This window comes from Geminicoccus flavidas (genome assembly GCF_009806515.1).
Lineage (GTDB): Bacteria > Pseudomonadota > Alphaproteobacteria > Geminicoccales > Geminicoccaceae > Geminicoccus > Geminicoccus flavidus.
Window position 1 is genome coordinate 1 of the sequence record NZ_WUJP01000756.1, and the last position, 13,387, is coordinate 13,387.

General features: G+C 68.7%; 14 protein-coding genes. 4 read left to right on the top strand and 10 right to left on the bottom strand.

Translation table 11 applies throughout. The features are described 5' to 3' along the window. Positions 1–36 precede the first annotated feature (36 nt). Genes mnhG through EQG76_RS21715 form a run of 6 tightly spaced genes read right to left on the bottom strand, consistent with a single transcriptional unit; the run spans position 37 to position 6,055 of the window. Complete coding sequence (mnhG, locus tag EQG76_RS21690; protein ID WP_159716407.1) at positions 37–411, bottom strand: monovalent cation/H(+) antiporter subunit G; 375 nt, start codon at positions 409–411, stop codon at positions 37–39. Beyond that, the gene (locus tag EQG76_RS21695; RefSeq protein WP_159716408.1) at positions 408–689 is read right to left on the bottom strand and encodes a K+/H+ antiporter subunit F; all 282 of its coding nucleotides are present in this window, start codon (positions 687–689) and stop codon (positions 408–410) included. Before EQG76_RS21695 ends, mnhG begins: the two co-directional genes overlap by 4 nt. Further along, a complete protein-coding gene (locus EQG76_RS21700) occupies positions 686–1,171 on the bottom strand; it encodes a Na+/H+ antiporter subunit E (RefSeq protein WP_159716409.1) in 486 nt (161 codons plus the stop codon). The genes EQG76_RS21695 and EQG76_RS21700 overlap by 4 nt, the downstream gene beginning before the upstream one ends. Then, positions 1,168–2,805, bottom strand: a complete 1,638-nt coding sequence (locus EQG76_RS21705) for a monovalent cation/H+ antiporter subunit D (protein WP_159716410.1) — start codon at positions 2,803–2,805, stop codon at positions 1,168–1,170. Before EQG76_RS21705 ends, EQG76_RS21700 begins: the two co-directional genes overlap by 4 nt. After that, complete coding sequence (locus EQG76_RS21710; RefSeq protein ID WP_159716411.1) at positions 2,802–3,140, bottom strand: Na+/H+ antiporter subunit C; 339 nt, start codon at positions 3,138–3,140, stop codon at positions 2,802–2,804. Before EQG76_RS21710 ends, EQG76_RS21705 begins: the two co-directional genes overlap by 4 nt. Next, on the bottom strand, positions 3,140–6,055 hold the full coding sequence (locus EQG76_RS21715) for a monovalent cation/H+ antiporter subunit A (protein ID WP_159716412.1): 2,916 nt from the start codon (positions 6,053–6,055) through the stop codon (positions 3,140–3,142). Before EQG76_RS21715 ends, EQG76_RS21710 begins: the two co-directional genes overlap by 1 nt. Before the next feature lie 103 nt (positions 6,056–6,158). Between EQG76_RS21715 and EQG76_RS21720 the strand changes: the two genes are divergently transcribed. Next, positions 6,159–6,407, top strand: coding sequence for a helix-turn-helix domain-containing protein (locus EQG76_RS21720; protein WP_159716413.1), 249 nt, complete (start codon positions 6,159–6,161; stop codon positions 6,405–6,407). Between the two features lie 10 nt (positions 6,408–6,417). Here the strand turns inward: EQG76_RS21720 and EQG76_RS21725 are convergent, their stop codons facing one another. Beyond that, positions 6,418–6,816: a response regulator gene (locus tag EQG76_RS21725; RefSeq protein ID WP_159716414.1), complete on the bottom strand. Its 399-nt coding sequence runs from the start codon at positions 6,814–6,816 to the stop codon at positions 6,418–6,420. Between the two features lie 107 nt (positions 6,817–6,923). Beyond that, positions 6,924–7,586, bottom strand: coding sequence for a peroxiredoxin (locus EQG76_RS21730; protein ID WP_159716415.1), 663 nt, complete (start codon positions 7,584–7,586; stop codon positions 6,924–6,926). 119 nt (positions 7,587–7,705) lie between these two features. Here EQG76_RS21730 and EQG76_RS21735 point away from each other — a divergent pair, with 119 nt between their 5' ends. After that, on the top strand, positions 7,706–8,692 hold the full coding sequence (locus EQG76_RS21735; protein WP_159716416.1) for a YihY/virulence factor BrkB family protein: 987 nt from the start codon (positions 7,706–7,708) through the stop codon (positions 8,690–8,692). A 17-nt stretch (positions 8,693–8,709) separates the two neighbouring features. Here EQG76_RS21735 and EQG76_RS21740 read toward each other — a convergent pair whose 3' ends face one another. Further along, a complete protein-coding gene (locus EQG76_RS21740; RefSeq protein WP_200841008.1) occupies positions 8,710–9,549 on the bottom strand; it encodes an HAD family hydrolase in 840 nt (279 codons plus the stop codon). A gap of 231 nt (positions 9,550–9,780) precedes the next feature. On the opposite strand from EQG76_RS21740, the gene EQG76_RS32375 reads away from it, so the two are divergent. Then, entirely contained in the window at positions 9,781–10,332 is a 552-nt protein-coding gene (locus tag EQG76_RS32375) for a DUF2934 domain-containing protein (RefSeq protein ID WP_235031499.1), read from the top strand. Positions 10,333–10,407: 75 nt separating this feature from the next. Here the strand turns inward: EQG76_RS32375 and EQG76_RS21750 are convergent, their stop codons facing one another. After that, on the bottom strand, positions 10,408–12,387 hold the full coding sequence (locus tag EQG76_RS21750) for an AI-2E family transporter (protein ID WP_200841009.1): 1,980 nt from the start codon (positions 12,385–12,387) through the stop codon (positions 10,408–10,410). A 246-nt stretch (positions 12,388–12,633) separates the two neighbouring features. On the opposite strand from EQG76_RS21750, the gene EQG76_RS21755 reads away from it, so the two are divergent. Beyond that, positions 12,634–13,377: a Crp/Fnr family transcriptional regulator gene (locus tag EQG76_RS21755; protein ID WP_159716417.1), complete on the top strand. Its 744-nt coding sequence runs from the start codon at positions 12,634–12,636 to the stop codon at positions 13,375–13,377. The last annotated feature ends 10 nt before the right edge of the window (positions 13,378–13,387 follow it).

Below are 13,387 nucleotides of genomic sequence, written 5' to 3' on the forward strand. Positions count from 1 at the left end.
AAGGCAGCCGCGGGGCTGGACAACTGAGGCAAGCACTCACGGGTTCAGCGTGGGCGGAACATCCTTGCTCAGCATCGGCGGGACATCCGAGTTGCCCTCGGTCCGGTCGCGATAGAGTGCCGCCCTGGCCAGCAGCATCAGTGTCACCGGGGTGGTCACTGACACGAACAGGGCGATCAGGATCTCGTGGAGCACCGGCCGGGTCTGGAGCACGGAGAACAGCAGCATGGATGCCACCAGGACGCCGCCCGTCCCCCAACTGCTGCCCAGCGTCGGCGCGTGGATACGGTCATAGAACCGCTCCAGCCGCAGCAGGCCATAGGAGCCGATCAGGGTGAGCCCGGCGCCGATCAGCAGCAGGACCGACACGAGCACGGCCACCCAGAGCGGCAGGTCGGCTGTCTCGCTCATTCGATCACCTCGCCGCGCATCAGGAACTTGGCCAGCGCCACGGTCGCCACGAAGCCCAGCAGCGAGATGACCAGGGCCGCCTCGAAATAGAGCGTGCTGCCGCTGCGCATGCCAAAGGTCAGGAGGAGCAGCATCGCGTTGACATAGAGCGTGTCCAGGCCCAGCACGCGATCCTGGGCACGCGGCCCGCCGGCCAGCCGGAAGATCGTGCAGAGCATCGCCATGCCCAGCATGATCTGGGCGATCGTGATGGACCAGTTCAGGATCGTGGCGCTCATTCGAAGATCTCCATCAGCAGCCGCTCGTAGCGGTGCTTGATCAGCGCTTGCCAGGCCGCCTCGTCGACCAGGTCGAAGACATGGAGCAGGAGCCGGCCGTGCGCCGGGTCGAACTCTACCCAGGCGGTGCCGGGCGTGGCGGTCACGATGACCGCCAGGACCGACAGGGCGGTCCGGTCGCGCAGGTCAAGCGGGATGACGATGAAGCCGGACGTCCGCTTGGCCCGCCCACCCTGCAGGATGATGCGGGCCACCGCGATATTCGAGCGGACGATGTCGTAGAGCACGATACCCAGCAGCTTGGGCATTGCCAGCCAGTTCTGCAGCCTCGGCTTGTCCGGCTGGAGACGTGCCAGCGCCCAGGTGGCGGCGGCCGCGATGACACCGCCTAGTAGGACATGGTCGAGCGATGGCCGGTGAAGCAGGACCCACATCGCGGTGAGCGAGAGGGTCAGCAGCGGGTAGGGCAGCCAGCGGCTCATGGTGACGGTGCGCTCCTGGGCCCGGGCAGGCGCTCCTTGCCCAGCACGGTCTCGACATAGCTGGTCGGCGCGTGCAGGGCGGTCGCGGCATCGGTCATGTAGCGCATCACCGGCTCGGCCAGCACCGTCAGGGCGACACCGACGAAGAGCAGCATTGCGACGGGCACTGCCTCGCGGATCAGGACGCGCGGCACGATCGGCTCCGGGGGCGCCCATAGGCGGCGGATCCCGGCCCGCATCATGGCGATCAGAGTAGCCAGACCCGAGATGATCAGGAGCGGCACCAGGAGCCAGCCCTGCCAGGAAACCTCCCCGCCGCCCGGCCCACCCGGGTTCAGCACGGCACCCAGCATCACGAACTTGGCGAGGAAGCCACCCAGAGGCGGCAGGCCCGCCAGCAGCAGGGTGCAGCCGATAAACGCCAGGCCCAGCACCGCGAGGGTTGCCGGCACCGGCACGCCCACCTCGTCCTCCTCGTCCTCCAGGTCCTCCTCGACATCCGCGAACACCTGGTCCGGCTCGTCCTCCGGCTGCTCCAGGTCGCGCTCCAGCAGTTCCACCAGGAGGAACAGGGCGCTCAGCGCAACGGTGGAGCTCACCAAGTAGAACAGGGCGCCGCCGGCCACCGCGGGGTCCTCGATGCCGATCGCGGCCAGCACCGTGCCGGAAGACACCAGCACGCAGTAGCCGGTCAGCCGGCCGAGCGAGCGTGCGGCCAGCACGCCGAGCGTGCCGAACACCACGGTCAGCATGCCGCCCACCGTCAGCCAGTCGGCGCCGAAGCCGGCAAAGGCCCCTGCCCCCTCGCCGAACAGGAGCAGCGAAAGGCGCAGGAGGATGTAGACACCTACCTTGGTCAGGATTGCGAACATCGCCGCCACCGGGGCGGCCGCGGCGGCATAGGCGGTAGGCAGCCAGAAGTTCAGGGGCCACATGCCGGCCTTGGTCAGGAAGGCGATGCCCAGGATCGCGGCACCTGCCTCCAGCAGCATCCGGTCTTCCGGCGCCACAGCCGGGATGCGTACGGCCAGGTCCGCCATGTTGAGCGTCCCAGTGACGCCGTAGATCAGGGCGACGCCGATCAGCAAGAAGAACGATGCCACCAGGTTGATGACGATATAGTGCATCCCTGCCTTTACCCGGCGCCGCCCGGAGCCGTGCAGGACGAGGCCGTAGGACGCGGCCAGCATCACCTCGAAGAACACGAACAGGTTGAACAGGTCGCCCGTCAGGAATGCCCCGTTCACCCCCATCAGCAGGAACTGGAACAGGGAGTGGAAATGTGGTGCGGCCCGATGCCAGCGGCCCAGCGCGAAGACCTGGGCCGGCAGGGCCAGGACGGCGGTGAGCAGCAGCATGAGCGCGGACAACCGGTCCACCACCAGCACGATCCCGAACGGAGCCGGCCAGTTGCCGAGGAGGTAGACCCCGGTGGCCGTCTCGCCCGCCTCGGTCGGCAGGTCGGCAAACCGCAGCAGCGCCGCAGCCACCAGCAGGAGCGCCACGCTCGAGGCGGCACCGAACGCGGCCTTCAGCCGGCGTCGGCGCTCGTTGACGAACAGCAGCAGTGCACCCACCACCAGGGGCAGGAGGATCGGCGCCACCATCAGGTGAATGGTCCAGCCTCCGCTCATCGCCGCTCCTGCCCGTCGACATGGTCGGTATCGGCCAAGCCGCGGGATGCCAGCAGCACGACCAGGAACAGCGCCGTCGTGGCAAAACCGATCACGATCGCGGTGAGCACCAGGGCCTGCGGTACCGGGTCAGCATAGGCCGCAGGCCCGCTGCCCGCCGGCCCCAGGATCGGCGGGGCGTCGACGCGCAGCCGACCCATGCTGAAGATGAACAGGTTGACGGCATAGGAGATCAGGGAGAGCCCGATGATCACCTGGTAGGTGCGCGGACGCAGCAGCAGCCACACGCCGGAACCGACCAGGACGCCGATCCCCAGGGCCAGGACCAGTTCCATTACGCCTCCTCGGCTTTGTTGGCCGCCCTGACCGGGCCGATGCGCCGGATCGACTGGTGGGCGATCGCGATCAGCATCAGCACGGTGGCGCCCAGCACCAGGGAGAATACCCCCAGGTCGAACAGCAGCGCGCTGGCGGCAGGGACCTTGCCGATCAGCGGGATTTCCAGATAGCGGCTGTGGGAGGTGAGGAACGGGTAGCCGAATAGCGAGGACCCGATACCGGTAGCGGTGGCGAGCAGGAGGCCGAACCCCATCCAGACCAGGGGCAGCACGCGCAGCCGGTCTTCCAGCCAGCGGGTGCCGACGGCCATGTACTGCATGATGAAGGCAGAGGTCATGGCGATGCCCGCGGCGAACCCGCCGCCTGGCAGGTCGTGACCGCGCAGGAACAGGTAGATGGCCAGCACGATGACGATCGGGAACAGCCACTGCATGATCAACGAGGGCACATAGAGGTAGTCGCTGAGCGTGGCGCCATCCTCGCGGTCGGGTGCTGCCACATCGAACTTGCGCTGGATCTGCTGCTGCATGGGCGGCGCGATGCTGTCCGGGGCGGGCCGGAAGCGTCGCAGGAGAGCGAACACGGTGAGCGCCACGATGGCGAGCACGGTGATCTCGCCCAGCGTGTCGAAGCCGCGGAAGTCCACCAGGGTCACGTTGACCACGTTGGTGCCGCCTCCCTCGGTATAGGCCCGGTCCAGGAAGTAGGCGCCGACCGTCTGCCCTGCCGGGCGCATCATCACGGCATAGGAAAGCAGCATCATCCCGAGCCCAGCGAGCACGGCCAGGATCAGGTCGCGCAGTCGCTGCACCCTCGTGGCGAGGCTGAGCGGCACCGGCATGGCTGCCTCCACCCGCTTGGGCAGCCAGCGCAGCCCGAGCAGGATCAGGACCGTCGTCACGATCTCGACCAGAAGCTGGGTCAGCGCCAGGTCGGGCGCGGAGAGCCAGACGAACGAGACGCACACGCACAGGCCGGCGCCGCCCAGGAGGGCCAGGGCTGCCAGCCGGTGGAACTTCGCCTGATAGGCCGCGATCACCGCGCAGACGGTTCCCACTACCCAGACCAGGGCGAAGATCGGGTCGAACACGGGCGGAAAGGTGAGCCCGCCCAGGCCCGGCCCCTGGCGCCAGAGCGGCAGGAAAGCCGCCAGGATCGCGGCCGCCACCAGCAGCCGGAGCTGCGGTTGGAGGCGGCGGGTTGTCAGGTAGCGCTCCAGGAAGCGCGGCCCGTCGCTGGCGACCAGGGCCACCAGCCGGTCGAAGATGCGCTGGCCCTTGAGGCGGCGGAAGAAGGGGGGGCCGTCCTGGCTGGTGGCGAGGTAGCGCCTGAGGGCCACGCTGAGCAGCGCCCCGCCCACCAGGGCGATGACGCTCATCACCAGGGGCACGTTCAGCCCGTGCCAGACCGCCAGGCTGAACTCGGGCGTCGCCTCACCCAGCACCGAGGTGACCGCGAGGCGCAGGAACGGCTCGATGGTCCGCCCCGGGATGGCGCCGACCACCAGGCAGGACAGCACGAGCAGACTGACCGGCAGGCGCATCCAGAAGGGCGGCTCGTGTGGCGTGCGCGGCAGGCCGACGGGCGGTGGGCCGAAGAACACCGCCTGGATGAAGCGGATCGAGTAGGTGACGCTGAACAGGCTGGCGAGCACCGCGACATAGGGTGTCACCGTGTCGAGGATGGAAGGGACGTGGGTCTCGATCGCCTCGGCGAAGAACATCTCCTTGGACAGGAAGCCGTTGAGTAGCGGCACGCCGGCCATGGCGGCGCTCGCGACCATGGCGAGCGTCGCCGTGATCGGCATGAAGCGGAACAGGCCGCTCAGGCGGCGCATGTCGCGCGTACCGGTCTCGTGGTCGATGATGCCGGCCGCCATGAACAAGGACGCCTTGAAGGTGGCGTGGTTGACCATGTGGAAGATAGCGGCGACGGCGCCGAGCGGGCTGCTCAGGCTCAGCAGCACGGTGATCAGGCCGAGATGGCTGATGGTCGAGTAGGCGAGCAGGCCCTTCAGGTCCTGCTGGAAGATCGCGAAATAGGCGGCGAGGAGGAGGGAGCTCAGGCCCGCCATCCCGACCAGCCAGAACCATTCGGGCGTGCCGGCCATGACCGGCCACAGGCGCGCCATCAGGAACACGCCCGCCTTCACCAGCGTGGCCGAGTGGAGATAGGCCGAGACCGGGGTGGGCGCCGCCATCGCGTTGGGCAGCCAGAAATGGAACGGGAACTGGGCGCTCTTGGTGAAGGCACCCAGCAGGATCAGGATCAGCGTCGGCAGGTAGAGCGGATGGTTACGGATGAGGTCGCCGGCGCTCAGCACCTCGTCCAGATCATAGCTGCCGACGATATGGCCGAGCAGCAGCACGCCGCCCAAGAGCGCCATCCCGCCCGTGCCAGTCACGGTGAGCGATATCCGCGCCCCCTCGCGGGCACTGGCATTGTGGTACCAGTAGCCGATCAGGAGGAAGGAGAAGATGCTGGTCATCTCCCAGAAGATGACCAGCTGGATCAGGTTGCCGGACAGCACCATGCCGAGCATGGAGCCCATGAAGGCCAGGAAGAACGAGAAGAAGCGCGGGACCGGGTCCTCGGGCGACATGTAGTAGCGCGCATAGAGGACTACGAGGAAGCCGATGCCGCTGACCAGCATCGCGAACAGCCAGGCGAAGCCGTCCATCCTGAACACGAGGGTCAGGCCGGAGCTGGCCAGCCAGGGGATTTCGGTGCGCAGCGCGCCACCGGCCGCAATGGCCGGATAGGCCAGCACGGCGCAGCCGAGAGCCCCGCAGGCCACCGCCCCGGCAAGCCAGGACTCGGCGTTGCGGGCTTTGGTGGGCAGAAACGCTGCGATGATGGCGCCGACGAAGGGCAGGACGACCATGGAGATGAGCAAGATGTCGTCCGTCATCCGCGTCGTCCGCGTCCTCTGCTTGTTCTGGTTCGGGAATGGGCCGTTGCCCAATCCCACCCATTATGGTTGACTATCGTCCGGAGAGGCAAGGGTCAGGACCATGATTCTTCATCCAGAGCAGTGCCGTGCCGCCCGCGGTCTCCTGAACTGGTCCCAGGGACGCTTGGCCGCACTGTCCGGCGTATCACGCAGCACGATCAAGGATTTCGAGTGCCATCGCCACTCGCTGCACCGCGCCACGGAGGCCCTGCTGGTCAGGACGTTTGAGGACGGCGGCGTCCGCCTGCTCGGGATCGATGCCGAGGGGCCAGGCGTGCGGCTGAAGGCGTGGCGGCAGGCCCCACCCTGACGCCTCTGGCTCATTCCTGACGGCATCGGGCCGGGCCGACTAGCGCCTGCGTCATGAGCTCGATCTGCGCCGGCTTGGCGATCCGCGGCGCATCCCGGTAGGGTTCGGGGATGATGCGATCGTCATACCCGGTCTCGAACACGAACGGGATGCCCCGGTCGCGCAGCCGGTCGGCGACAGGAAAGCTCAGCTCGCCCACCAGCTCAACGTCCAGCACCGCCCCGTCCAGGCCGGGCGTGGTATCGATCAGGTCCAGCGCCTGGCGGACGCTGGTCACCGGCCCGACGATGCTGGCCCCTTCTGCCTCCAGGGCCTGGACGAGGTCCAGTGCTGCCAGCCGGTCGTCCTCGACCAGCAGGATAAGTCTGCCGGCGAGCAGGCCGTCCGCCGGGCCAGCGTGTCCGGTCATCGCATGCTCCGCCGCTGCCGTACCTGTTCAGGCAACACCCCGCCCAAGCCCCGGTTTCTCCGCCTCAGGCGCTGTGGAGCCGCAGCCGCGACGCCGCAGGAACCGGTTCAGGCACTCGGGTCGGGCGTGATCCGCAGATAGGGCTTCTGCTCGGTGACACCCTTGCTGAAGCACCGCCGCGCCTCGTCGGTCGGGATGGACGGCAGCACGATGACGTCGTCGCCCTTCTGCCAGTTGGCGGGCGTGGATATCGAGTACTGCTGGGTGAGCTGCATCGAATCGATCACCCGCAGCACCTCGTCGAAGTTGCGCCTGGTCGACATGGGGTAGACCAGGGCCAGCTTCACCCGCTTGTCCGGACCGATCACGAACACGCTGCGCACGGCGGCGTTGTCCGCGGCCGTGCGCCCGGCATGGCTGTCGCCGGCACCGGCCGGCAGCATGTCGTAGAGCTTGGCGATCTCCAGCCTGGTGTCGCCGATTATCGGGTAGTTGGGGGCGTGCCCCTGGGCCTCCTCGATGTCGGCGGTCCAGCCATGGTGATCCTCGACCGCGTCGACGCTGATGCGGATGATCTTCACGTTGCGCTCGTCGAATTCCGGCTTCACCCTGGCCGTATAGCCGAGTTCGGTCGTGCACACGGGGGTGAAGTCCTTCGGATGCGAGAACAGCACCGCCCAACTGTCGCCGATCCACTCGTGGAACCTGATCCTCCGCCCGGTCGTATCCGCCTCGAAGTCGGGAGCGATGTCGCCCAGCCGTATCGCCATCTACGCCGGCCCCGGCTGGTTAATGCCGCAATACTAAACGCACATTGTGAATTCCAGGATAGGAAATTTGGTGGGCGGGACGGCAGGCGGCCCGGCGCCGCCGCCGGAGGGCCGGCCTGATGGGCGAGGAGCGCGACGACGTGGTGGGGCCAGGGCCGGAGCCGGACGCCGCTCCGGGCGAAGATGCCCACTCGCCCCGGGAGATCCCGGCGGAAGGCTGGCTCGCCGTGCTGCGCCGAGTCTTCTGGCAGGCGATCTCCGACGAGATCGGCATGGCCGCGGCGAGCTGCGGCTTCTATGCGATCCTGGCGCTGTTCCCGGTGATCCTGATGGCGATCTCAATCTATGGCCTGTTCAACGACCAGACCACCGCGGCCCGGCAACTAGAAGCGCTGCAGGGCGTCCTGCCGCCTTCGGCCTTCGAGCTGGTCCGCGACCGGGTGCAGGACGTGGCCAGCGCCGGCCGCACCCGGCTCAGCTCCAGCCTGGCGGTCAGCCTCGCCGTGGCCCTGTGGAGCGCGATGAACGGGGTGAAGTCGATCATCACCGCGCTCAACGTCGCCTACGAGGAGAAGGAGAAGCGCAGTTTCCTGCGGCTGAACCTGGAGGCGCTGCTGATCACCCTGTGCGGGATCGTCGGGACGATCGTGGCGCTGGCGGTGATCGTCGCCGTGCCGGCGGCCCTGGCATCCGGATGGCTGGGGCCGGTCCCAGCCCTGCTGGTGCGCGCCAGCTCCTTCCTCCTGCTGCTGGTCTTCGCCATGCTGGCCCTGGCGCTGGTCTACCGCTTCGGGCCCTCCCGGGAGGACGCCAAGTGGCGCTGGGTGACGCCGGGCTCGGTCCTGGCAGCCACACTCTGGCTGCTGGTCTCCCTGGGCTTCTCCTTCTATGTCGGCCGGTTCGGCGACTATGACGCGCTCTACGGGACGCTCGGCGGCGTGGTGGTGGCCATGTTCTGGTTCTGGATCTCGGCCTACGCCCTGCTGCTGGGCGCGGAGCTCAATGCGGAACTGGAGCTGCAGACCCGCCACGACACCACGATCGACCCGGCAGCACCAATGGGCCGCCGCGGCGCCTTCGTGGCGGACCATGTCATCAGGCGCTGAAGCCTGGACGCCGCGGCTCAGGGCCGGCCGAGCAGCAGGCGGTCTATCGCCTGGGCCACGCCGTCCGCGTCATTGCCGGCCGTGACGAAACGCGCCGCCGCCTTCACCTCGTCTGATGCCTGGCCCATCGCGATCGCGAGCCCGGCCTTGGCGAACATCGGCAGGTCGTTGTGCCCGTCGCCGATTACCGCGACCCGCTCGAGTGGCACGCCGATCGCTTCGGCGAGCGCCACCACGCCGCTGCCCTTGTCCGCCTCCGGCGCGGTGACGTCCAGGTAATAGGGCTGGGAGCGCAGCGCCTGCGCCTGCCCCGCCAGCGCCCTGCCCTCCTCCTGCTCGAGTGCGGCAAGGAGCGCATGGTCGTCGCTGGCGGCCACGATCTTGTCGACGCGCACCACATGGTCGGCGAGGTTCTCGACCAGCTCCGGCCCGAAGCCGACCGCCCGCTCCTCGCGCGCCACCAGCGGGCCATCCGCCTTCTCAACCAGCCAGCGGTCGTCGGAGAACAGCCAGAGCTCGATGCCGGGCCGGCGCAGCCGCTCCAGGGCGGTCCGCGCGGTCGCATCGGCCAGCCGGTAGGCCCGCAGGATCGCGCCGTCGGTCGCCACGATTGTGCCGCCATTGAACGCCGCCGCCGGTTCGGTGACCTGCAGCCCGTCCAGCGGCAGGCGCAGGCCGCGGGTCGGCCGGGCGCTGATGATGCTGAAGCGCACGCCTGCCCGGCGCAGGCGGTCCACTGCCTGCCTGGTCACTTCGGTCAGGCTCTTGTCGGTCCGCAGCAAGGTGCCGTCGACATCGCTGATCAGCAGGTCGATGGCGGGCAGCCCCCGATCCCCTTCCACCGTCGTGCGGGTCAATGCGCTTCTCCTTGCCGCCGGGGCCCTTGGCTTCGCGGGTGATGCGACTGCAACGCCTCACGCGCGAACCGTCAAGGACATGGGCCCGCCAGAGTGATACCTCCAGCCGCCGGTGCGGCACGGTCGGCATGGCGGGGGCGGGCCGGCATCCGGCCGGAACGCACGCACGCGGAAAACGTTGGAGGGGCATCACCGGACCGGCCCGCGTGGGCGGCCGAAGGAGAAGCTGAGATGGCGCGCAACCCCGATTCGCCGACGATCGAGCAGGCGGAACAGGCAGCTCTGGACCATGCCGAGGCGCAGACCCCGGAGGGGGATGCTTCGCTGGTCGTGTTCGGGCGGGACGTCGACAGCTATGACGGGCAGGGCACCAGCCCGCAGGCCGAGGACGCGACCGCGCAGGACTGGGCGGTCGCCGACGCGGTGCGCCCGGACTTCCAGGAGGAGACCGTCGACGGGCTGAACGAGCTCGAAGAGTCGGCCAGGGCCAGTGCCGAGGACCTGGCGATGGACGAGCCGCTGGAAGAACGGATCCGCCGCAAGGCCTACGAGCTCTGGGAATCCGAGGGCGGCCCGCATGGCCGCGCCGACGACCATTGGCACCTGGCGGCCGCCCTGGTCGCCGAGGAAGACGCGGCCCGCTCGAGCCTGCTGCCCTTCGACGGTGGCCTCGACGAGCCGGTCGAGGAGGCGAGGGTCACGGAGAATCTCGGCGAGTTCCAGGGGCTCGCCGACCAGGGTGCGGAAACCGACCGCGACATGACCGACCGCATCAACAGCTGATTGCGGCCGGATCATCCCGCTTCCAGGCCCCGGCCGGCGACGGCCGGGGGCCTTTGTGTGTTCCGACAGCCCGGATCACGCGCTGCGCTGGATCGCCTGTCCCGCCGCGGCGGCATCCGCCTGGGCCCTGCCTGACCGCGTGGCGGCCGCCAAGCAGAGCCGCACCGCCTCCTCGAAGGTGAAGGCGCGGTAGTCAGCCATTACCTCCTCCGGCAGCTCGCGGCGCTCGTCTTCCTCGGACGGCCGCCACAGGCCCAGCAGGATCGCGGCCTTGGGGATCCGGCGCCGGATCCGCTTGGCCGCAGTCCGGGCCGGGATCAGGCTCGCCGGATCCAGATAGGACAGGCAGACCAGCGCCACCCCAGTCGGATCCAGGCGGAACAGGTTGGCCGTGCTGATCGCCTCGGTGCCAACGATCCGCGAGCGTAGGCCATGCTTGCCCAGGAGCTGGGCCAGGATCCTGGAAGCGGAATCGTCGAGCGGCCCGCGGCCCGAGATGATCAGCACCGGCGCCTCGCCCGACCATTCCAGCGCCAGCGCCTCCTCGGTCAGCACCGGCAGGTGGAGCGCGGAATCCTCGTCGTCCTCGTCCTGGTCGAACGCCGCCTCCGCCTCCGGGTCGTCCGTGCCGGTGAGCGATCTGGGGCGGTCCTCCTGGTCCGCCAGGTCGTCGATCAGCTCCTCCAGGCTGGTCCGGATCCGGGAAAGGCGCTCCTCGTCCAGGGCGCCGCGGGCATGGTCGGCCTGCGCCAGCTCTAGGCCCTTGAGGGCCACCTGGTCGTAATAGGAGGTGAGCGATCGTTCCTTGAGGTACTCGGTCGCCTTCTCGATGGCCTCGATCGGGTCGCCTGCCAGCATCCGTTGGTAGAACAGCTCCGCGGGTGTCAGCGCCGGCCGGTCGCCGAACATGATGTCCAGGAATTCCAGCGACTTCACGTGCCGGCCCAGGACCACGAGGCAGACGGTGATGGGCGTTGCCAGCAGCAGCCCGATCGGCCCCCACAGCCAGGTCCAGAAGGTCGCGGCCGCCACCACGGCAGCCGGGGCCAGACCGGTCGATCGGCCATAAAGCATGGGTTCGATGCCGTGGCCGACGATCGGCTCGATCACCACGAACAGGGCCAGGGTCCACAGCGCCATGGACCAGCCCGGGTCGACCGCACCGGCGAAGATGATCGGGAACACCGCGCCGATGATCGCGCCCACATAGGGCACGAAGCGCAAGGCGCCCGCCAGCACGCCCCACAGGATCGGGCTCGGCACGCCGATCAGCCACAGGCCCAGGCCGATCACGCAGCCATAGGCCGAATTGAGCCCCACCTGGGTCAGGAACAGGCGGCTCAGCCGCCGCCCGGCATCGTCCAGGGCGGCCGTGGTGTTCTGGATGTCGTGCGCGCCGGCCAGACGGATCAGCCGGTTGCGCAGGTCCTCGCGCGCCAGGAGGATGAAGATCACGAAGATGATGATGATGCCAGTGGTGGCGAGCGGATGCAGGAGCGGGTTGATGATCAGCGCCAGGGTCGCCAGGGCGCCGGGATCCGCCTGGTGGATGATCACCGGGATGGGCGTCATCTCCTCCGGCGTCACGCCCGGCTCCGGCCCGATCGTCCGGGTCGGCTGTGCCGGCTGCTCGTTGAGCTCCCGGCTCAGCCCCTCCAGCATCCGCGACATCCGGTCGACGATCCCGCCGCCGCCCTCGGTGGCGCCGCGAAACGAGCGGATCTTCTCCTGCATGGTCGACTGGTAGCGCGGCAGGTCGGTGGCCAGCTCGGTGAGCTGGGCGGCCATGAGGGTGCCGAGCCCGAAGATCAGGATGAACGCCAGCATCACCGTGGACAGGACCGCGATGCTGCGCGGCACGAAGTAGCGCTGGAGGAGGCGCACCATCGGCGCCAGCACGAAGCTGAGCAGCACCGCCAGCGCTGCGGGGACCAGGACCTCGCGGCCGAAATAGAGAAAGCCGATGATGACAACCGCCACGAACAGCCCTGAGGCCGGTGAGGCGCGCATGCCGTCCGGGATGCGGGTCTCGATCGGGGCTGGGATCTGAGGCATCTGGTCTCGCTGCTGGTGGTGGGGAGAGAAGCCCCGAACCAGACAACAGCCAACATTGCGCGGCGCGCCGTCGGCCGCCAGAAAATTTCCAGCTGGTGCCGCAAGGTGACGCCCGCGGGGCCGGAAGGCATGGCAGGCGGTCCCTCGAACCCAGGTGGCGCCGGACCGTCGATGTTCTATAACATGAGGTGGTCCGATCCGCCGGAAGGCCCTGGCAGCGCCGGAGCGAGCCGGGAAGGGGGAAGCATGGACAACCCGCTCGCGCGCAAGCTCTCTCACTTCACGAGGCTGTCGGCGAGCGACCAGGCGGCCCTCGACCTCCTGTCGCGGCAGCGCGTCCGCCAGGTCAATGCCCGCCACGACCTGATCCGGGAGGGCGACCGGCCGGACCACGTCAACCTGATCCTGTCGGGCTGGGCCTGCCGCTACAAGACGCTGGAGGATGGCCGGCGCCAGATCATCGCCATCCTGCTGCCGGGTGATCTCTGCGACCTGAACATCTTCATCCTGCGCACCATGGACCATTCGATGGCGGCCATCACGCCGGTCACCCATGCCGAGGTCAGCCGGGAGGTGCTGGAGGAGGTCACGCTGAAGCAGCCGCGGATCACCCAGGCCCTGTGGTGGGACGCGCTGGTCACTGCCGCGATCCAGCGCGAATGGAGCGTCAGCCTCGGCCAGCGCACCGCCCTGGAGCGGGTGGGCCATATCCTGTGCGAGCTGTTCGTCCGGCTGCGGATGGTGGGCCTGACCAACGGCAACTGCTGCGAGTTCCCGATCACCCAGGTCGATCTCGCCGATGCCACCGGCCTGTCCGCGGTGCATCTCAACCGGACCCTGCAGGAACTGCGCGCGGGCGAACTGATCGTCCTGCGCGACCGGCTGCTGACCATCCGGGACCTGCCGGCCTTGCAGGTGCTCTCGCTGTTCAACCCGAACTACCTGCACCTGGACGCCGAGGGCCAGCAATACGGAGCCAACGAGCCGTGAGCACTGCCCC